The organism is Bradyrhizobium sp. (genome assembly GCF_022844465.1).
Taxonomy (GTDB): Bacteria; Pseudomonadota; Alphaproteobacteria; order Rhizobiales; family Xanthobacteraceae; genus Bradyrhizobium.
Genome location: NZ_JALHLP010000013.1, coordinates 105,751 through 124,527 on the forward strand (window position 1 = coordinate 105,751; position 18,777 = coordinate 124,527).

General features: G+C 64.6%; 16 protein-coding genes and 2 pseudogenes. 12 read left to right on the top strand and 6 right to left on the bottom strand.

The window, feature by feature from the left end; genetic code table 11:
• Positions 1 to 178 precede the first annotated feature (178 nt).
• On the top strand, positions 179 to 1,222 hold the full coding sequence (locus Q0D31_RS18260) for a Ppx/GppA phosphatase family protein (RefSeq protein ID WP_291854070.1): 1,044 nt from the start codon (positions 179 to 181) through the stop codon (positions 1,220 to 1,222).
• A 109-nt stretch (positions 1,223 to 1,331) separates the two neighbouring features.
• Positions 1,332 to 2,021 carry an RlmE family RNA methyltransferase gene (locus Q0D31_RS18265; RefSeq protein WP_291854072.1) on the top strand — a complete coding sequence of 230 codons (690 nt, stop codon included), beginning with the start codon at positions 1,332 to 1,334 and terminating at the stop codon, positions 2,019 to 2,021.
• A gap of 114 nt (positions 2,022 to 2,135) precedes the next feature.
• Here Q0D31_RS18265 and Q0D31_RS18270 read toward each other — a convergent pair whose 3' ends face one another.
• The gene (locus tag Q0D31_RS18270; RefSeq protein ID WP_291854074.1) at positions 2,136 to 3,611 is read right to left on the bottom strand and encodes an MFS transporter; all 1,476 of its coding nucleotides are present in this window, start codon (positions 3,609 to 3,611) and stop codon (positions 2,136 to 2,138) included.
• Between the two features lie 152 nt (positions 3,612 to 3,763).
• Between Q0D31_RS18270 and Q0D31_RS18275 the strand changes: the two genes are divergently transcribed.
• From Q0D31_RS18275 to Q0D31_RS18290, 4 genes are all read left to right on the top strand, one after another.
• Positions 3,764 to 4,012 (top strand): hypothetical protein, encoded by a 249-nt coding sequence (locus tag Q0D31_RS18275; protein ID WP_291854077.1) that lies wholly within the window; start codon positions 3,764 to 3,766, stop codon positions 4,010 to 4,012.
• Between the two features lie 199 nt (positions 4,013 to 4,211).
• Positions 4,212 to 5,702, top strand: a complete 1,491-nt coding sequence (gene guaB / locus Q0D31_RS18280) for an IMP dehydrogenase (protein WP_291854079.1) — start codon at positions 4,212 to 4,214, stop codon at positions 5,700 to 5,702.
• A gap of 229 nt (positions 5,703 to 5,931) precedes the next feature.
• Positions 5,932 to 6,957: an NADP-dependent oxidoreductase gene (locus Q0D31_RS18285; RefSeq protein ID WP_291854081.1), complete on the top strand. Its 1,026-nt coding sequence runs from the start codon at positions 5,932 to 5,934 to the stop codon at positions 6,955 to 6,957.
• 29 nt (positions 6,958 to 6,986) lie between these two features.
• Positions 6,987 to 7,757 (top strand): glucose 1-dehydrogenase, encoded by a 771-nt coding sequence (locus tag Q0D31_RS18290; RefSeq protein WP_291854083.1) that lies wholly within the window; start codon positions 6,987 to 6,989, stop codon positions 7,755 to 7,757.
• 4 nt (positions 7,758 to 7,761) lie between these two features.
• On the opposite strand, the gene Q0D31_RS18295 is transcribed toward Q0D31_RS18290, so the two are convergent.
• The gene (locus Q0D31_RS18295; RefSeq protein WP_291854085.1) at positions 7,762 to 8,595 is read right to left on the bottom strand and encodes a metallophosphoesterase; all 834 of its coding nucleotides are present in this window, start codon (positions 8,593 to 8,595) and stop codon (positions 7,762 to 7,764) included.
• Between the two features lie 216 nt (positions 8,596 to 8,811).
• Positions 8,812 to 9,780, bottom strand: coding sequence for a dienelactone hydrolase family protein (locus Q0D31_RS18300; RefSeq protein WP_291854087.1), 969 nt, complete (start codon positions 9,778 to 9,780; stop codon positions 8,812 to 8,814).
• Positions 9,781 to 9,991: 211 nt separating this feature from the next.
• On the opposite strand from Q0D31_RS18300, the gene Q0D31_RS18305 reads away from it, so the two are divergent.
• The 5 genes and pseudogenes from Q0D31_RS18305 to Q0D31_RS18320 all read left to right on the top strand — a co-directional run bounded on the left by Q0D31_RS18305 (position 9,992) and on the right by Q0D31_RS18320 (position 15,246).
• On the top strand, positions 9,992 to 10,414 hold the full coding sequence (locus Q0D31_RS18305; protein ID WP_291854089.1) for an MAPEG family protein: 423 nt from the start codon (positions 9,992 to 9,994) through the stop codon (positions 10,412 to 10,414).
• Between the two features lie 22 nt (positions 10,415 to 10,436).
• Entirely contained in the window at positions 10,437 to 11,744 is a 1,308-nt protein-coding gene (locus tag Q0D31_RS18310; protein WP_291854091.1) for an RsmB/NOP family class I SAM-dependent RNA methyltransferase, read from the top strand.
• A 112-nt stretch (positions 11,745 to 11,856) separates the two neighbouring features.
• Positions 11,857 to 11,931, top strand: a pseudogene (locus Q0D31_RS24010) (alpha/beta hydrolase); the annotation flags it as partial.
• 127 nt (positions 11,932 to 12,058) lie between these two features.
• Positions 12,059 to 13,672 carry a glutamine-hydrolyzing GMP synthase gene (gene guaA / locus Q0D31_RS18315; RefSeq protein ID WP_291854093.1) on the top strand — a complete coding sequence of 538 codons (1,614 nt, stop codon included), beginning with the start codon at positions 12,059 to 12,061 and terminating at the stop codon, positions 13,670 to 13,672.
• 293 nt (positions 13,673 to 13,965) lie between these two features.
• Positions 13,966 to 15,246, top strand: a complete 1,281-nt coding sequence (locus Q0D31_RS18320) for a tyrosine-type recombinase/integrase (protein ID WP_291854095.1) — start codon at positions 13,966 to 13,968, stop codon at positions 15,244 to 15,246.
• Here Q0D31_RS18320 and Q0D31_RS18325 read toward each other — a convergent pair.
• The gene (locus Q0D31_RS18325) at positions 15,176 to 15,472 is read right to left on the bottom strand and encodes an AlpA family phage regulatory protein (RefSeq protein ID WP_291854097.1); all 297 of its coding nucleotides are present in this window, start codon (positions 15,470 to 15,472) and stop codon (positions 15,176 to 15,178) included. The genes Q0D31_RS18320 and Q0D31_RS18325 overlap by 71 nt on opposite strands.
• Positions 15,473 to 16,347: 875 nt before the next feature.
• Complete coding sequence (gene tnpA / locus Q0D31_RS18330) at positions 16,348 to 16,767, bottom strand: IS200/IS605 family transposase (protein ID WP_291854099.1); 420 nt, start codon at positions 16,765 to 16,767, stop codon at positions 16,348 to 16,350.
• A gap of 307 nt (positions 16,768 to 17,074) precedes the next feature.
• Here tnpA and Q0D31_RS18335 point away from each other — a divergent pair, with 307 nt between their 5' ends.
• Positions 17,075 to 18,391 (top strand): folylpolyglutamate synthase/dihydrofolate synthase family protein, encoded by a 1,317-nt coding sequence (locus Q0D31_RS18335; protein ID WP_291854101.1) that lies wholly within the window; start codon positions 17,075 to 17,077, stop codon positions 18,389 to 18,391.
• A gap of 173 nt (positions 18,392 to 18,564) precedes the next feature.
• Here the strand turns inward: Q0D31_RS18335 and Q0D31_RS18340 are convergent.
• Positions 18,565 to 18,777: pseudogene (locus tag Q0D31_RS18340) on the bottom strand (hypothetical protein); the annotation flags it as partial.

An 18,777-nucleotide genomic window follows, 5' to 3' on the forward strand; every position in this document is an offset into this window, starting at 1 on the left:
TTGGATTCTCGCGCTTTCGCGGGATAGTGTTGAGATAACCCACCGCCTTGCGCGCGACAACGCCTGATTGGGCATGGTCCCATGTGATGCGTTGTTGCGCGGCCCCTTGGCCCTGCTAAAGTTTCCGTGAACGGTTATTTCTTCGGCGGCTCGGGGGGCCGCGGAAAGACAGTATTCGATGAATGAGGATCCGCGGCTTGGCGAGGCTCTTCTGGCCCGTGCGAGCCCGCCAGAGTTGGCTGCGACAGATGCTGGAAGCGGTGTCTACGCCGCGCTCGACCTGGGCACCAATAATTGCCGGCTTCTGATCGCCAGCCCGGCCGGCGATGGCTTTCGCGTGCTCGACTCGTTCTCGCGCATCATCCGGCTCGGCGAGGGCATTTCGGCGACCGGCAGCATCAGCGAGGCCGCGATCGAGCGTGCCATCGCCGCTCTCGGCATCTGCAGCGACAAGATCCGCTATCGCAAGGCCAGGCGCCTGCGGCTGATCGCAACCGAGGCCTGCCGCTCGGCCGCCAACGCCGACAGCTTCATTGAGCGGGTCGCCGCCGAGACCGGCATTCGGCTCGAGGTGATCGATCGCGAGACCGAGGCCACGCTGGCGGTCGTCGGCTGCTCGCCGCTGCTTGATCCCGCAAGCCGGGGCGCGATCCTGTTCGACATCGGCGGCGGCTCGACGGAACTGGTCCGTATCGTGCGCGATCCCGCTCAATGGAACGCGGCGCCGGTGATCAAGGCGTGGATGTCGATCCCGCTCGGCGTCGTCACCGTGGCCGAGCATTTCGGAGGTCGGGACGTGACGGCGGAATCCTACGCGCGGATGGTGGGCGAAGTCGCGCGCCATGTCGCGCCGTTCGCGGCCGAGCACGGCGCGGATTTGCACGACATGCACCTGCTTGGCACGTCGGGGACAGTGACGACGCTCGCGGGCATTCATCTCAATCTGGCGCGCTACGACCGTCGGCGGATCGACGGCGTCTGGATGAGCGATGCCGACGTCACCGCCGTCATCCAGCGGCTGCTCGGCATGAGCTACCAGCAACGCATCGACAATAACTGTATCAGCGTCGAGCGCGCCGATCTGGTGCTGGCCGGCTGCGCCATTCTCGACGCGATCCGCGACGCCTTTCCGCTGCCGCGGCTGCGGGTGGCCGATCGCGGCCTGCGCGAGGGCATGCTGGTCGAGATGATGCGCGAGGACGGCGCGCTCCGCATAAGCTAAACGTCATTATAAGATAAACGTCATTCCGGGATGCGCGAAGCGCAGACCCGGAATCTCGAGATTCCGGTCTGGTCCTTCGGACCATCCCGGAATGACAACAGGGACCGACATGGCGAAAGACACCACCGGGCGGCTGCACGTCACCGTCAAGAGCGGCGGCAAGCGCAAGCTGTCATCGAAGCTCTGGCTGGAGCGGCAGCTAAACGATCCCTATGTCGCGCAGGCCAAGCGCGACGGCTATCGCTCGCGCGCGGCCTACAAGCTGATCGAGATCGACGACAAGCACCGCTTTCTCAAGCATGGCATCGCCGTGGTCGATCTCGGCGCCGCCCCCGGCGGCTGGAGCCAGGTCGCGGCCAAGCGCGTCGGCGCGGTCGGCGGCAAGGGCAGGGTGGTGGCGATCGATCTCCTGGAGATGCCGGAGATCCCCGGCGTCAATTTTGCGCAGCTGGATTTTCTGGCCGAGGACGCGCCGGCCAGGCTGGTCGCGATGATGGGCGGGCGCGCCGACGTCGTGATGTCCGACATGGCGCCCAACACCACCGGCCACCGCAAGACCGACCAGTTGCGGATCGTCGGCCTGATCGAAACCGCGGCTGCCTTCGCCGCCGACGTGCTCAATCCCGGCGGAACCTTTCTCGCCAAGGCGTTCCAGAGCGGCGCCGATGCCGAACTGGTCGGCCAGCTCAAGCGCGATTTCGTCAGCGTGCGTCACGTCAAGCCGGCCTCCAGCCGGCAGGACTCCTCCGAGCGCTACGTGCTGGCGATGGGATTCCGCGGCGGGCCGAAGGGCGGGTAGGTAACCACCGCCGTCATTGCGAGCGAAGCGAAGCAATCCATCCTCTGCGCGGGGAACCATGGATTGCTTCGTCGCTTTGCTCCTCGCAATGACGCGGAAAGTGTTGTTGCTTCGTTAGCCCAGCCGCTGGTCCCGCGCGTCGTCGGTGCCCTCGCTGGCGGCCTTGGTCGCCGCCGTCGCCGCACCCTTGCGGCTGGCGATCTCCACCGCCTTGCGCCCCGAGATTTCATGACCGGCGTCGTCGGGCATCTGCCAGAAGAACCAGGCCGACACCGCCGAGATGAGCGCGACCACGACGAAGGCCGGCGCGAACACTCCGGCGTCCAGTTCGGTGACGTGCTGATAGAGCATGGTCGATTCCACCGAGAACGCGCCGACGGCAACACCGGCCGAAAGCGCCAGTTGCTGGTTGACGCTGACCAGCGTGGTGGCGCGGCTCATCTGCGCCGGCTCGACTTCGGCATAGGCGACGGTGTTGATCGCGGTGAACTGCAGCGAGCGGAAGAAGCCGCCGACCACCAGGATGATGAAGATCAGCGACAGCGGCGTCGTCACCGTGAACAGCGCGCAGGCCGCGAGGAAGACTGCGCTGATGATGGCGTTGACGGTCATCATGTAGCGGAATCCAAAGGCGCGGATGATGCGCGCCGCCAGCGTCTTCATGCCCATGGCGCCGACGGCGGAGGAAAACGTGATCAGGCCCGACTGGAACGGCGACAGGCCGAAGCCCGCCTGCATCAGCAGCGGCAGCAGGAACGGCAGCGCGCCGATGCCGAGCCGGAACAGGAAACCGCCGAAAATGCTGGCGCGCATGGTGGAAAGCCGCATCAGCGAGAAGTCCAACACCGGCGAGCCGGTTCGGCGGGCATGCATGACATACAGCGTCATCGAGATGGTGCCGACCGCGACCAGGCCGGCGACGATCGGCCAGGGGAGCAGGTTGAGGCCGGCGACCGACAAGCCGAAGGCGATGCCGGCCAGGCCAATTCCCGCCAGCACCAGCCCGTAGAGATCGAAGCGCTCGGGAGTCTCGCTCTTGATCGGGTCGATGTATTTCATCGCCAGGAAAATGCCGAGCAGCCCGATCGGGATGTTGATCAGGAAGATCCAGTGCCAGGAGAAATAGGTGGTCAGGAAGCCGCCGAGCGGCGGCCCGATCACCGGGCCGATCAGGGCCGGCACCGTCACCCAGGTCATGGCGTTGACGAGAGCGCTCTTGTCGATCGAGCGCAGCAGCACCAGCCGGCCGACCGGCGTCATCATCGCGCCCCCCATGCCCTGCAAAATGCGGGCGATCACGAAATGGGTCACGTTCTGCGAGAGCGCGCAGCCGATCGACCCCACCATGAAGACGGCGATGGCGATCGAGAACACCATGCGCGCGCCGAAGCGGTCGGCGGTCCAGCCGCTGGCCGGAATGAATACCGCGAGCGAAATCAGATACGACGTGATCGCAAGCTTCAGCGTCAACGGGCTGGTGCCGATGTCGGCCGCGATCGCCGGCAGCGAGGTGGCAATGACCGTCGAGTCCATGTTCTCCATGAACAGGGCGGTGGCGACGATGAGCGGGATCAGGCGTTCTTTGGTCATCGATACCAGGGCAAGGTCAGCTATTCGAGCGGAACGCGGGCGACCGGCCTGTATCATCCCTGCGTCACACTGACCATTGCGGAAGCCGGCAAACCACCTAAATCCAGCGTGACGCTGGCATGTGTCGCGCCGGCCGCTGGAGGTTTGAACCGATGATCTATGTCCTTGCTGCCCTGTTGCCGCCGCTCGGGTTGCTGCTGAACGGGCAGCCGTTCTCGGCGATCTTCAACGTGGTGCTGATCGTGCTCTGCCTGCTGTTCGGGCTGATTTTCCCCGTGCTGCTGCTGGTGCCCTCCGCGCATGCGCTGATCGCCGTCCATATGAGGCGGGAGGACCGCCGCCACCGGGAGGTGGTGGAGGCGATCCGCCGGCATGGCCCGCCGCCCGGATATCAGCGCTAAGGCCCTTGATTGATCGGGCTTCTCCGCCAAAAGCCCGCGCATGGCAGGCAACCGCTTTGATTCGCCCTCTCGACATGCTATCGACCGCCGTCAACCCCACCGATGGGCTTCGATTCGACGGCGATGCCGGTAGCATCGCCGGAGGCGGCGTTCATCCCAGGTCATGATCGCGGCGGGCCGCCGCCGAAAGGAGTTGGCAATGGCGCAGGGACTTCAGGGCATCCGTGAAGCCTACACGTTCGACGACGTGCTGCTGAAACCCGGTCTGTCGGATATCCTGCCCTCGGAGGCCGATATCCGTTCCCGCGTCACCCGCGCCATTCCGCTGAACATCCCGATCATCGCCTCCGCGATGGACACCGTCACCGAAGCGCGGATGGCGATCGCGATGGCGCAGGCCGGAGGCATCGGCGTCATCCACCGTAATTTCGATCCCGACGGGCAGGCCGCCCAGGTGCGCCAGGTCAAGAAGTATGAATCGGGCATGGTGGTCAATCCGCTGACCATCGGCCCCGATGCGATGCTGTCCGACGCGCTGACGCTGATGAACGATCACGGCTTCTCCGGCATCCCCGTCGTCACCGGCGCCGGCAAGACTTCGCCCGGCAAGCTGGTCGGCATTCTCACCAACCGCGACGTTCGCTTTGCGACCGATCCCACGCAAAAAGTGTCGGAGCTGATGACGCATGAAAGCCTGGTCACGGTGCGCGAGGGCGTCAGCCAGGACGAGGCCAAGCGGATGCTGCACAAGCACCGCATCGAGAAGCTCCTGGTGGTCGACGACCAGTATCGCTGCGTCGGCCTGATCACCGTTAAGGACATGGAGAAGGCGGTCGCCCATCCGCTCGCCTGCAAGGATTCGCAGGGCCGGCTGCGCGTGGCGGCCGCGACCACCGTCGGCGAGGGCGGCCATGAGCGCACCGAAAAGCTGATCGACGCCGGCGTCGACGTGATCGTGGTCGATACCGCGCACGGTCATTCCTCGCGCGTGCTGGAAGCGGTCAACCGCATCAAGCGGCTTTCCAACGCCGTCCAGGTGATCGCCGGCAACATCGCCACCCGCGAGGGCGCGCAGGCGCTGATCGATGCCGGTGCGGATGCGATCAAGGTCGGCATCGGTCCGGGCTCGATCTGCACCACGCGCATCGTCGCCGGCGTCGGCGTGCCGCAGCTCACCGCCATCATGGACGCGGTGGAAGCCGCAAAGAAAGTCGACGTGCCTGTGATCGCGGACGGCGGCATCAAATATTCCGGCGATCTGGCCAAGGCGCTCGCCGCCGGCGCCGACATCGCCATGGTCGGCTCGCTGCTCGCCGGCACCGACGAGACGCCGGGCGAGGTGTTTCTGTGGCAGGGCCGATCCTACAAGGCCTATCGCGGCATGGGCTCGGTCGGCGCGATGGCGCGCGGCTCGGCCGACCGCTACTTCCAGCAGGACATCAAGGACACGCTCAAGCTGGTGCCCGAGGGCATCGAGGGCCAGGTGCCGTACAAGGGGCCGGTCGGCAATGTCATGCACCAGCTCGCCGGCGGCCTGCGCGCCGCGATGGGCTATGTCGGCGCGCGCAACCTCGCCGAATTCCACGAAAAGGCGCAGTTCGTCCGCATCACCGGCGCGGGCCTGCGCGAAAGCCACGTCCACGACGTGACGATTACCCGCGAAAGCCCGAACTATCCGGGCGGGGTGTGATCCACCATACGCCGTCATTCCGGGGCGCGAAGCGAACCCGGAATCTGGAGATTCCGGGTCTGGTCCTTCGGACCATCCCGGAATGACGGCGTTTGAGGAGGCGCCATTCGCCACCGTCATTGCGAGGAGCGTTAGCGACGAAGCAATCCATTTCACAGCTTGCGGAGCTGTCGATTGCTTCGCTACGCTCGCAATGACGAAAGAACAATAACAACCGGAGGAACCCCCTATGTCCGCATCTGGCAAACGCATCGTCCTCGCCGCGCGCCCTGTCGGCGAACCCAAGCCATCCGATTTCCGCCTCGAGGAATGCCCGGTTCCGACCCCGGGGGCGGGCGAGGTGCTGTTGCGCACCATCTGGCTGTCGCTCGATCCCTACATGCGCGGACGCATGAGCGAAGGGCCGTCCTACGCCCAGCCGGTGCCGGTTGGCGGCGTGATGGAGGGTGGCACCGTCAGCGAGGTGATCGCCTCGAACAATCCGGGCTTTGCCAGGGGCGACATCGTGCTGTCGCGCGCCGGCTGGCAGACCCATGCGATCTCCGACGGCAAGGGGCTGGCCAAGATCGATCCGAAGCTGGCGCCGATCTCGACCGCGGTCGGCGTGCTCGGCATGCCCGGCATGACCGCCTATACCGGCCTGCTCGACATCGGCAAGCCGCAGGCGGGCGAGACCGTCGTCGTCGCCGCGGCCTCCGGCGCGGTCGGCTCGGCCGTCGGCCAGATCGCGAAGATCAAGGGGGCGCGCGCGGTCGGCATCGCCGGCGGCAAGGCGAAGTGCGACTATGTGAAAAAGGAGCTCGGCTTCGATGACTGCCTCGATCACCGCGATCCCGATTTGGCGGCGAAGCTGAAGGACGCCTGCCCCAAGGGCATCGACGTCTATTTCGAGAATGTCGGCGGCGCGGTGTTCGAGGCGGTGTTCCCGCTCCTGAACGCGTTTGCGCGGATGCCGGTCTGCGGGCTGATTTCGGAATACAACAATTTCGGCGGCACCAGCCCGAAATGGGCCGGTGCGCTGATGCGCAACGTCTTGACCAAGCGCCTGACCATCCGCGGCTTCATCGTCAGCGACTTCGCCGCGCGTCACGCCGACTTCCTGCGCGACATGTCGGGCTGGGTGCGCGAGGGCAAAGTCAAGCACCGCGAGTTCGTCACCGAAGGCCTCGACAGCGCGCCGGCCGCCTTCATGGGCCTGCTCAAGGGCGCCAATTTCGGCAAGCAGCTGGTGCGGGTCGGGCCCGACAAGGCGTAAGCGGTCGCAACATCTCGGAGAAGATGAACATGGCGGGCATTCTTGACGGCAAGGTGGCGCTGGTGACCGGCGGCGCATCCGGGATCGGGCAGGCCGCCGCGGTGGTGATGGCGCGGGAGGGGGCGCGGGTGGCGGTGGCCGACCGCGCCGAGGCCGACGCCGCGGCGACGGTCGCGCTGATCAACGCGGCCGGCGGCCAGGCCATCGCCCTCGGCGGCGACGTCACGCGCGAGGCCGACGTGGCGGCCATGGTGGCGCGCACGGTTTCCGCCTTCGGGCGGATCGATTGCGCCTTCAACAATGCCGGCATCGCCGGACGCGCCATCGGCCCGGTGGGCCAGCGCACGCACGAACTCAGCCAGGAAGCGTTCGATCGCATGCTGGCGGTGAACCTGACCGGCGTGTTTCTCTGCCTCAAGCACGAGATCGCGCAGATGCTGGCGCAAGGCGGCGGCGGCGCGATCGTCAACACCGCCTCGATCGCAGGCTTGATCGGACTCGCCACCTCGGCGCATTACGTCGCCGCCAAGCACGGCGTGGTCGGGCTGACCAAGAGCGCGGCGATCGAATACGCCCAGGACGGCATCCGCGTGAACTGCGTCAATCCCGGCTACGTCGCGACGCCGATGACAAAGGAGACGATCGAGGAGCGCGGCGCGGAAATCCTGGCGAAAGTTCCGATGCGGCGGATGGGCGTTCCCTCCGAGATCGCCGAAGCCGTGGCTTGGATGTGCTCGGACAAGGCCTCGTTCATGACCGGCGCGTCGCATGTGGTCGACGGCGGATACTACGCGGCCTGAAGCATCACGCCGGCTTGCCGAGCAGCTCGTTCAGCCAGATGTCGGTCAGGCCGGGCGGCCTGACGTGGCGGACTTCGAAACGGTCGGGCGCAAAACGATACTCCACCAGCCCGACCTCCTTGATCCCGATCACTTCCTGCTTTTCGTGGGGAAGCACGAAGCCGGCGGAGGGCGCCCAGACATGGCGGGTGCGGCCAAAGCTGAAATCGCGGCGCTGGTGGACGTGGCCGCTTGCCACCAGCCTCAGATCGACCGCCGCAAACATCTCGATCAGGTGTTTCCGCCGCGGCTGCGGCACGTAGCGGATCGCGGTTGCCTCGGTCTCGGGATCATCGGGCGTATCGAGAAACAGCGGCTTGTGCAGGAACAGCGCGACCGGCTTGCCGTTGACGCCTGCGAGTTCGGAGGCGAGCCAGTCGAACTGCTCGGCCTCGCTTGATATCCCGGTGTTCATGATCAGCGAGTTCAGCCCGATAAAACACCAGCCGGCGGCGTCGAAGCGCCAGCGGTCCTCGCCGATTACGGCAAGATAGTTCTGCCGCTCCTGCTCGGTCGCGGGCTGCTTCGGTGCAGGACCAACCGCCGTCGGGTTGTCGCCAATATCGTGATTGCCGGGCAGATGACGGCACGGCGCGGGCAGGGCGTCGTGCAGTTCCTTCGCAAACACCAGATCGTCGCGGCTGGTCGGCGCGTCAAAGGCGAGGTCCCCGCTGTTGACCACGAGATCGGGCCGCGTCGCGTCGATATGCGCGCTGACGGCGTGAAAATTGTCGGTGAGTTTTTGCAGGCGGCGGGTGAGGTGCGTGTCGGAAATCTGCGTCAGGCGAAATTCGCTCATGCGGTGGTCCCTTCAGGTCCGATCATACCGTCTGTCAGGCGTCGAAATGGTGACAAATCCCATGGCTGTCATCGCCCGCCACCGGGTCTCGTCTTGGCGAGCCCGATGACAGGCTCCGGCGGGCGATCCAGTATTCCAGAGGATTGTCGATAGGATCGAGAAGCCGCGGCGTACTGGATACTCCGCCTTCGCGGAGTATGACGAGTAGCGTGAATCTCACCCCAGCGTTCGCCGCCAGAACGCCAGCATGTCCGCGCGAAACAGCTCGGCCTCGCCGTCGCGGCTGCCGATCCTGGCGCCCTTGCGGCCGTAGCCGGCTTTCAGCGCGTAGATCATCAGGTCGCGGTCGACAAGCTTGGCGTCCGCGGCATCGGCGAGCGGGTGGATGAAGGCGCCGTCATGGCCGATATAAACCGTCGGCGCGGCCGGCGACACCGCGGCGTCGGCGACGTTCTCGACCGCGGTGCCGCGATCGAAACTGTGCTGCGCGCCGCCGATCAGCCGCATCGTGACCTTGCCGCCGGCGAGCCGGATGGCCTGGCAATGGCCCTGCACCTGCATCGGCGAGCACCATTCGTCAGCGTCGCCCATGATGACGCGGATTTCGGTCTGGTCGACCGAGGGGTCGAGGAACTGGTGGCCGCTCCAGGGATAGGCCGCGAGCATGCTCCGGAAGCCCGCGCCGTCGCCGACAACCGCGTCGGCGAAGCGGCGCGTCGCCGCCGTCAGCACCGCCGAGCCGCCGCGGCTGTGGCCCTGCGCGCCGATCCGGGACACGTCGATATCAGGATGCGCGGCGAGCACCTGCCACGCCGCCAGCACGTCATAGGCGCTGGCGGCAAACGAGAACTGGGTCTGGTTGGCGACGGTCGAGGTCACGTCGCGCGCGCCAAAGCTGTCGAGCACGAAGGCGGCAAAGCCGTCGCCCACCAGCGTTTCAGCGTGTGCCAGATGCGAGGGCGCCACGCCGAGGCTGCCCGGCACCACCATGACAAGCGGCCATTTTCCGCAAAGCTTGCGCCGCTCGTCATGCGGCAGGAACAGCTTGCCGTCGATGGTGAGCTTGGGAAGCTCGGCTGGCCGGCTGATGACGTGAAAATAGTTGAGCGGGTTGGCGGTCGGGATTTCGAAGTTCTGCCCCCTGGCGCCACCGGCGAAAACGATGTCCTGATCGCGAAATCGCACGGTTGCTTTCCTCCCGCGGGGCCTTCGGGGGAACAGTAAAGCGCCGGTTGTGGCCGTCAAAGCAAATGTGCCGGACCAGCCGATCCGCCGCATTCCCCCGGGCTTGCGGTTCAAAGCGCGGCCTGCGGGGCCGCGCTGGCCGATTTGTCAGGCGGCGCGTCCACCGCTAAGAGCTTGGGGTACAGCGCAATTCTTTCGGGGGAGATTCGCAATGTCGGTTCAAATGGTGTTGCTGCCGGTGTTCGTCCTGGTCGGGCTTGCCTTCTTCCTGCTGCTGTGGATGGCGCAGGCGCGGACGCAGGCGCTGCGCGGGCGGCAGACCCGCCTCAAGGACATCGCGCTCGGCCAGTCGGCGTGGCCGGAACGGGTGACCCAGATCGGCAATTGCTTCAGCAACCAGTTCGAGATACCGGTCCTGTTCTACGTCCTGATCGCGCTGGCGCTGCCGCTGCGCCACGCCGATCTCTTCATCGTGCTGATGTCCTGGGTGTTCGTGGTGACGCGCTTCGTGCACGCCGGGATCTTCGTCACCACCAACAACGTCCAGCAGCGCGGGCTGGCATGGTTCGCCGGCGTGCTGGTGCTGCTGGCGATGTGGATCTACTTCGCGCTCAGGATGTTGCTCCTGATCTAGCTTCCCGTTTTGAAGGTCCGGTATGACCCCCGCCGCCCGGCTGTCCGCAGCCATCGAGCTGATCGAGGCCATCGACGCGCAGCGCGTTCCCGCGGCCAAGGCGCTGAAGGAGTGGGGCACCGCGCATCGCTTTGCTGGCTCGGGCGACCGCGCGGCGATCGCAGGCCTGGTGTGGGACGTGCTGCGGCGGCGCGCCTCGAGTGCGTGGCTGATGGATGCGGACACCGCGCGGGCGCGGGTGCTCGGCATGCTCCGGCTCGAGCGCAGGCTCGACACCGATGCGATCGCGAATTTGTGCCACGGCGAGCGATTTGCGCCGGAGCCGCTCAGCGCGGCCGAGCGCGCGGCGCTGACCTCGCGCACGCTCGATGATGCACCGGCCCACATCGCCGGCGACTACCCGGAATGGCTGGACGCGCCGCTCGCCGCCGTGTTCGGCGACGACCGCGTGGCCGAGGCGACCGCGATGGCAAGCCGCGCGCCGCTCGATCTGCGGGTCAACACGCTGAAGGCCAGCCGCGAAAAGGTTCTGCCGCGGCTGTCGCATCTCGGCGCCACGCCGACGCCGTGGTCGCCGATCGGGCTGCGCATCGAGCTTGGCGCCGACGCCCGCAACCCCGGCATTCACGCCGAGGAGGATTTCATCAAGGGCGCGATCGAGGTGCAGGACGAGGGCTCGCAATTGGCGGCGCTGCTGTCGGCCGCAAAGCCCGGCGAGCAGGTGGTCGATCTCTGCGCGGGGGCCGGCGGCAAGACCCTGGCGCTGGCGGCGATGATGCAGGGCAAGGGAAGGCTGATCGCGACCGACCACGACAAGCGCCAGCTGGCGCCGATCTATGAGCGGCTGTCGCGCGCCGGCGTCCACAACGCCGAGGTGCGCGCGCCCAGGGGCGAGGCCGACCCGCTCGCCGACATCAGGGCGTCGGCCGATCTGGTGCTGATCGACGCGCCCTGCACCGGCACCGGCACCTGGCGGCGCAACCCCGACGCCAAATGGCGGATGCGCCCCGGCGCGCTCGAGGTTCGGTTGAAGGACCAGGTCGAAGTGCTTGATCGCGCGGCAGCCCTGGTCAAGCCGGGCGGCCGCATCGCCTATGTGACCTGTTCGGTGCTGCCGCCGGAAAACGGCAACCAGGTTCGCGCGTTCATCGCGCGCCACCCGGAGTTTTCGATCGTGCCGCCGCACCAGACCGCCGCCGTACTGTGGGACAGAGCGGAAGAATTTGAAAAAGCCGCGCTGAAGTCAGCCGAGGGCTGGCTGATGACCCCGCGGCGCACGGGCACCGACGGTTTTTTCGTTGCGGTGCTGACGTTGAGCGCGAATGCGTAGGGTGGGTAGATGGGGTAGGGTGGGCAAAGGCGCACTTCGCGCCGTGCCCACCATCTATCGACACATTGATCGCAAATGGTGGGCACACTTCGCTCTGCCCACCCTACGATTCTGTCAGGCCCGAGGCCATCACGGCTTCAACGGCATCGACGCGCAGGTCGTCGGCCTTGCGGCGAGCTTCCGCTGATTCTGCCTCTGATCAAATTAGGTTAATAATACTTACCTAACCCTCGTTTGTCCACGCCTCCACAAAGCATGTGGGCCGGCCGCTGGCCGCGGTTGCGAGGCCGCGCCCGGTCGCGTAATTGCTGTCCATGACAGCCTCACAGCAAACCCAAGACCACGCCGCCTCGGCGGCCCCGGCCATTTCGGTGGCCTCGGCGCATGACAAGATTCTGATTGTCGATTTCGGCAGCCAGGTGACGCAACTGATCGCGCGCCGGGTGCGCGAGGAGGGCGTCTATTCCGAGATCGTGCCGTTCCAGAAGGCGGAGGCCGCTTTCCGGGAGATGAAGCCGAAGGCGGTGATCCTCTCCGGCGGCCCTGAGTCCGTGCATGAAGCCGGCTCGCCGCGCGCGCCGCAGCTGATCTTCGATTCCGGCGTTCCCGTGCTCGGCATCTGCTACGGCCAGATGACCATGGCCGCCCAGCTCGGCGGCGAAGTGGAAGGCGGGCACCACAGGGAGTTCGGCCGCGCCGATGTCGAGGTCAGGGCGGCGAGCGCGCTGTTCGAGTCCACCTGGTCGATCGGCGAGAAGCATCCGGTCTGGATGAGCCATGGCGACCGCATCACCAAAATGCCGCCCGGCTTCAGCGTCGCCGGCGTCAGCGCGAATGCGCCGTTCGCGGTGATCCAGGACGAGAAGCGCCGGTATTACGGCCTGATGTTCCACCCCGAAGTCGTGCATACGCCTGATGGCGCCAAACTGATCCGTAATTTCGTCCGCAAGGTCGCAGGCCTGACCGGCGACTGGACCATGCGCGCCTTTCGAGAAGAGGCGATCGAGAAGATCCGCGCCCAGGTCGGTAAGGGCAGGGTGATCTGCGGCCTCTCCGGTGGCGTCGATTCCGCCGTCGCCGCGGTGCTGATCCACGAAGCGGTCGGCGACCAGCTCACCTGCGTCTTCGTCGATCACGGCATGCTGCGGCTCGACGAGGCCAAAACCGTCGTCGAGCTGTTCCGGCATCACTACAACATCCCGCTGGTGCATGTTGACGCGTCAAAGCAGTTCTTGGGCGAGCTCGCAGGGGTCACCGACCCCGAAACCAAGCGCAAGACCATCGGCCGCCTGTTCATCGACGTGTTCGACGCCGAAGCGAAGAAGATCGGCGGCGCGGATTTTCTGGCGCAAGGCACGCTCTATCCTGACGTGATCGAAAGTGTCTCGTTTACCGGCGGCCCCTCGGTGACCATCAAGTCGCACCACAATGTCGGCGGTCTGCCCGATCGCATGAAGATGAAGCTGGTCGAGCCCTTGCGCGAACTGTTCAAGGACGAGGTCCGCGTGCTCGGGCGCGAGCTGGGCCTGCCGGAAATCTTCGTCGGCCGTCATCCCTTTCCCGGCCCCGGCCTCGCCATCCGCTGCCCCGGCGACATCACGAAAGAGAAGCTCGACATCCTGCGCCAGGCCGACGCCGTCTATATCGACCAGATCCGCAAAGCGGGATTGTACGACCAGATCTGGCAGGCCTTCGCGGTGCTGCTGCCGGTCAAGACCGTCGGCGTGATGGGCGACGGCCGAACCTACGAATACGTCGTCGGCCTGCGCGCGGTGACCTCCACCGACGGCATGACCGCCGACTTCTATCCCTTCGAGATGAAGTTTTTGGGCGAGACCGCGACGCGGATCATCAACGAGGTGAAGGGGGTGAATAGGGTGGTGTACGACGTGACGAGCAAGCCGCCGGGGACGATCGAGTGGGAATGATTTTCGCCCATCCCAGGGTATCCGATAGTATCCGAAAATACGACATAACTCTCTGAAATGAAAAAGAAAATCACTCAGTGCCGTTCAGGGACTATCGGCCGGCAGAGATGGCGGCTGACGTACTCGCTGACGGTATGCTTCTCTCTTGCGAAAGCGGATTTCGTCCGATACCGTCAAGGCCTGAGCGCCTTTGACGGTCTTTTTTTCTGTCTAATAGGTTGTAAGAGAAAGAGATTTTGTTCAAACGGTGCCCGAAAATGGCCTGACGGTCTTTTTTCGTGGAGGCGACCCACATGCTGACGGATGCAGCCCTTAAACATTTGAAACCAAAAGAGAAAATTTATAAGGTGACGGACCGGGACGGCATGTATGTGCTCGTAAAGCCGTCGGGGACCCTCACGTTTCGGCTGGATTACCGGATGAATGGACGGCGCGAGACCGTCACGTTCGGCAAATACGATCCGACCGGCCTGTCGCTTGCTCGGGCTCGAGAACTGTGCATCGACGCCAAGCGGGCCATTGCCGAGGGGCGGTCGCCGGCGATTGAAAAGCAGCGGGAGAAGCGCCGGCTCCTGGAAGCGAAGAGCTTTGGCGAGTTCGGCGAGAAATGGCTGACTGCGGCGCCGATGGCGGACAGCACGCGCGCGATGCGCCGATCGATCTTCGAGCGTGAGCTGCTACCCGTATGGCGGAACAGGCTTCTGAAAGAGATCACGCCGGACGACTTGCGGGCCCATTGCGGCGCCATCGTCGATCGCGGTGCGCCGGCGACGGCGATCCACGTCCGCGACATTCTCAAGCAGATCTACGGCTTCGCGATTCTGCACGGCGAGAAGGTCGCCAACCCAGCTGACGATGTGGGGCCGGCTTCGATCGCGACATTCGTACCAAAAGATCGATCGCTCTCGCCGACCGAGATCAGGGTCATGCTCAAGTTGCTCGAAAAGGTGGCGACGCTACCGACCATCAGGCTGGGCATGCGCCTCTACTTGCAGACCATGGTTCGCAAGAGCGAACTTCAGGACGCCACGTGGGACGAGGTCGATTTCGAGAACGCTGTTTGGACGATCCCGAAGGAGCGGATGAAGCGCTCGAAGGCGCATAACGTCTACCTGTCGCGCCAGATCCTCGACATCATGATCGCGCTCAAGACCTGCGCCGGGAATTCAAAGTACCTTTTGCCTTCGCGCTATGACGCGGATGCGCCGATGTCGCGGGCGACGTTCAATCGCGTCACCTACGCGGTCGTCGAGCAAGCGAAGAAGGAGGGGCTGCCGCTTGAGCCTTTTACAGTTCACGATCTGCGAAGAACAGGCTCCACGCTGCTCAACGAGCTGGGCTTCAACAGCGACTGGATCGAGAAGTGCTTGGCGCACGAAGATGGCCGGTCGTCACGCGGCGTTTACAACAAGGCGGAGTACGAAGTGCAGCGTCGCCACATGATGCAGGAATGGTCGGACATCATCGACGCCTGGGCCGAAGGCAAGAAGCGCATGCCGGTACTCATCCCGCCTTCGATGCCGCTGTTCGAGCCAGACCCGGCTCTCGAACAGGGCGCGACCGCCGTTGCCTGACATCGGGTGATTGCGCGCGGACAATTGGAGTTGATCGGCGCGAGGCCAACCAGGCTTCGACCTCCGCCAGATCCCATACGACGCAACGCGGTGAGAGAGCGAAGCGTCGGGGAAACTCTCCGCGCTGTTCCATCTCGTAGATGGTGCTATCGGCGAGCGGCACCACTTCGCGGAGTTGCTGTCGACGGATGGTCCGCTTGATTGGAATGTCATTTCGGTGAGCCATCATCGTCTCCTCAACTCATCCTCTGGAGGAAATGAGCGCGATAGGCTCCGAAAGGGAAGGGAGGAAATTCAGATGTCGGACAGCAGGATACTGTGGCGTGCAAATAGAAAGGTGTCTGGCCTGGTGATCGACGCACCCATCTCTCAAAAAGCTGTGGCGCTCCGAAGATAGAGGTCACAGGTTCGAATCCTGTCGGGTGCGCCACCTACGCTAGGCTACGACCGCTAACCCTGCGACGCGATGCCGTACGCATGCGCATCCGATCACCCTCCCAGGAACCGCCGCCCCAGCGTGGATGAAACTGATAACTACGTTTCCGCTGGAGCGCTATGAAATTGCAGCCTACTGCTCCACGAAACAACCGGAATTGCGAGATTCCCCGCGTTTCCACTACGATGATCGTGCAGCCCACAAACGCATAGAATTTCAGGACTTAATCGCCCCGAGCGCGACGAAGGCGGCACCGAAGGTGGTGCGTCAGCCAAGCCATGGATCGAGGCGGGCCAGGAGCGATGCGGTGAGACCTTAAGGGCGCATAAAATATCGCTCCGCGTGTGTCGCGGACGGTCAGCCGTGTCTTTCGAGAAGACGTCGTAGTGTTCCGGCCGTGCGGAAGCGCGCTGCGCTCCAGGTCGGGGCTCCCAACCAGCCGCGAATGCGCCGAAACGCCGCCCAGAAATTCCATTTGCCAAGCTCGCTACGCCGCGCCGGCCACCGCTGTCAGTTCAGGCCAAAAACACCGGTAAATCGAGGTGCCCAGCTGTCTGCGCGGTCTCGTGCCGTCCCCTGGGGCTTGCATGACAGGCCACTCGGTCGCGTCCTTACTGAACTTGATGTACGCGATCTGAATGACTGACCGGCTGACGCCGGTAGGATCAGGCGGAGGGGCTGAAGCCGTTTTTGTGGGTGTGGCGGTCGAGATAGCGCATGATGATGTCGTCGGTGATGTTACCGGAGGTGGTGGAGAAGTAGCCTCTCTGCCAGAATCGCTGGCCCCAGTAGCGTTTGCGGATGTGCTCGAACTCCTGCTGGATCTTGCGCGATGAGCGGCCCTTGGCCCGGCGCACGAAATCGCTGACCGAGACGTGCGGAGGGACTTCGACGAACATGTGAACGTGATCACGTGACAGAGCGCCATGGATGATGGTCACGCCCATCTCGTCGCACACCTGCCGGATGATCTCGCGCACCCGCAGGCGAACCTCACCGTGCAGGACCTTGAACCGGTACTTCGGCGCCCAGACGAGATGGTAGCGATGATGGAATGTCGTGTGACAACCGCTCTTGTAGCCCATAGCCTGTAACCTCGGGAAAGTGAGACTTCACGCCCTTCAGGCGGTCTCACTTTCCCGAGGTTACAGGCTATCGAGCGAGTCTCGGGCTGAAGCCGGTATCCGACTGAAGTCGGAGGGGTTACTCCCCGAGTGGGACTCTAAATGGTAACCGTGCCGCGACGATGCTACCTCTGATAATCACGCGCAACAGGCTCGTACCCGCAAAGCGGCCCCTCGGGTTGTGATTTCGGCAAAGGCGAGCTTGGGAGCCCCGGTCCAACCACCAAATCTGTATCTTCCTGAGCAGGACAGAAATTGGCGAAGCATAATGGTCCAAGTCGACGCTATTCTTGCGCGCCTGCTCGCGCTCCATCCCAAGCGGATCGATCTCTCGCTCGACCGCATGTGGCGCATTCTCGACAGGCTTGGCCATCCCGAGCGACGCTTGCCGCCGGTGATCCACGTCGCTGGCACCAATGGCAAGGGTTCGACCGTCGCCTTTCTCCGCGCGATCGTGGAAGCGGCCGGGCGCGGCGTGCACGTCTACACCTCGCCCCACCTCGTGCGCTTCAACGAGCGCATCCGTCTTGCGCGACCGGGCGGCGGCGCGCTGGTCGAGGACGACGAACTCGCGGATGCACTTGCGACCTGCGAGCGGTTGAATGCCGGCGATCCAATCACGTTCTTCGAGATTACCACCGCCGCGGCTTTCCTGCTGTTCGCGCGCCATCCCGCCGATGTGCTGCTGCTCGAGGTCGGCCTGGGTGGCCGGCTCGACGCTACCAACGTGATCGAACGCTTGCTTGCGAGCGTGATCACTCCAATCTCGCTCGACCATCAGGACTTTCTCGGCAATACCATCGAGCTGATCGCGGCCGAGAAGGCGGGTATCCTCAAGCCCAATGTGCTGGCGATAACGGCGCCGCAGTCGCGGGAGGCGCTCACGGTGATCGAGCGGCAGGCCGCGCGCATGTGCGCGCCGCTTCGGATAGCTGGCAAGCACTGGGTCGTGACGCCCGAGCGCGGCCGCATGGTTTTCCGGGACGAGCACGGGCTCATCGACCTGCCGGCGCCTCGTCTGTCTGGCCGTCACCAGTTCGACAACGCGGGTACCGCAATCGCCACCTTGCGCTGCATCCCTGAACTGCAGATTCCGCACGCGGCCTTCGAGCAAGGCGTCGCCAAGGTCGAATGGCCAGCGCGCATGCAGCGTCTCGCTCACGGCCGGCTGGTGGAACTGGCGCCGCAAGGCAGCGAGCTGTGGCTCGACGGCGGCCACAATCCAGACTGCGGCCGTGCGGTCGTCGGCGCGCTTGCCGATCTTGAGAAGCGCGGTCCGCGGCCGCTCATACTCATCGTCGGCATGCTCGCGAACAAGGATTGCGAAGGCTTTCTCATGAACTTCGCCGTGCGCATCTGCCGTGTCATCGCGGTGCCGATCCAGCAAGACGCGGCTCTGCCGTCCGAGGAGATCGCACAAGTCGCCCGCCGCATCGGCATCCCGGCCGAGACCAGCGACAGTGTCGGGGACGCGCTTGCCACCATCTCCGCGCTTGGCCTCGATCCGGCCCCCCGAATCCTCATTACCGGCTCGCTCTATCTCGCCGGAGAGGTGCTTGCCGCAAACCGTACGCTGCCGACCTAATCTGATACGCGCGGTCCTAATGGCATACCTTATCGACACCCATGAGAATTGGTTGCTTTTCCCGTAAAGCGTGATTTGTTCACGCCGGTTATGAAGAAACGCAGCAACGTAATTCAGCTGCCTAACAAGCACGCGGACGGTAAAGAGAAAAGTATATGGCCGTCCCGGCGTGGTTAGAAATGCTCGTCACGAATGACCTCGACGTCGGAAACCACCACGATCCCGGCGTAGTTTTCGAGAAGCGGCTGGGATTGTTCCACGATGCGGCGCACGATCTCCTCCGCGGCAACCACGATGATCATGACGTTGCGAAACACATCGGAGAGGTGAGCCTCGTCACGTATGCCGCGATTGCCTTTGCCAGAGACATTGGGCACGATGGTGTA

What these genes read in the sequence shown, in the direction of transcription:
- Q0D31_RS18270 (WP_291854074.1), bottom strand. Translation starts at nt 3,611, where the DNA reads ATGACCAAAGAACGCCTGATCCCGCTCATCGTCGCCACCGCCCTGTTC.
- Q0D31_RS18305 (WP_291854089.1), top strand. Translation starts at nt 9,992, where the DNA reads ATGTCGGTTCAAATGGTGTTGCTGCCGGTGTTCGTCCTGGTCGGGCTT.
- Q0D31_RS18295 (WP_291854085.1), bottom strand. Translation starts at nt 8,595, where the DNA reads ATGAGCGAATTTCGCCTGACGCAGATTTCCGACACGCACCTCACCCGC.
- Q0D31_RS18335 (WP_291854101.1), top strand. Translation starts at nt 17,075, where the DNA reads ATGGTCCAAGTCGACGCTATTCTTGCGCGCCTGCTCGCGCTCCATCCC.
- Q0D31_RS18285 (WP_291854081.1), top strand. Translation starts at nt 5,932, where the DNA reads ATGTCCGCATCTGGCAAACGCATCGTCCTCGCCGCGCGCCCTGTCGGC.
- Q0D31_RS18325 (WP_291854097.1), bottom strand. Translation starts at nt 15,472, where the DNA reads ATGGCTCACCGAAATGACATTCCAATCAAGCGGACCATCCGTCGACAG.
- guaB (WP_291854079.1), top strand. Translation starts at nt 4,212, where the DNA reads ATGGCGCAGGGACTTCAGGGCATCCGTGAAGCCTACACGTTCGACGAC.
- guaA (WP_291854093.1), top strand. Translation starts at nt 12,059, where the DNA reads ATGACAGCCTCACAGCAAACCCAAGACCACGCCGCCTCGGCGGCCCCG.
- tnpA (WP_291854099.1), bottom strand. Translation starts at nt 16,767, where the DNA reads ATGGGCTACAAGAGCGGTTGTCACACGACATTCCATCATCGCTACCAT.
- Q0D31_RS18265 (WP_291854072.1), top strand. Translation starts at nt 1,332, where the DNA reads ATGGCGAAAGACACCACCGGGCGGCTGCACGTCACCGTCAAGAGCGGC.
- Q0D31_RS18290 (WP_291854083.1), top strand. Translation starts at nt 6,987, where the DNA reads ATGGCGGGCATTCTTGACGGCAAGGTGGCGCTGGTGACCGGCGGCGCA.
- Q0D31_RS18260 (WP_291854070.1), top strand. Translation starts at nt 179, where the DNA reads ATGAATGAGGATCCGCGGCTTGGCGAGGCTCTTCTGGCCCGTGCGAGC.
- Q0D31_RS18320 (WP_291854095.1), top strand. Translation starts at nt 13,966, where the DNA reads ATGCTGACGGATGCAGCCCTTAAACATTTGAAACCAAAAGAGAAAATT.
- Q0D31_RS18275 (WP_291854077.1), top strand. Translation starts at nt 3,764, where the DNA reads ATGATCTATGTCCTTGCTGCCCTGTTGCCGCCGCTCGGGTTGCTGCTG.
- Q0D31_RS18310 (WP_291854091.1), top strand. Translation starts at nt 10,437, where the DNA reads ATGACCCCCGCCGCCCGGCTGTCCGCAGCCATCGAGCTGATCGAGGCC.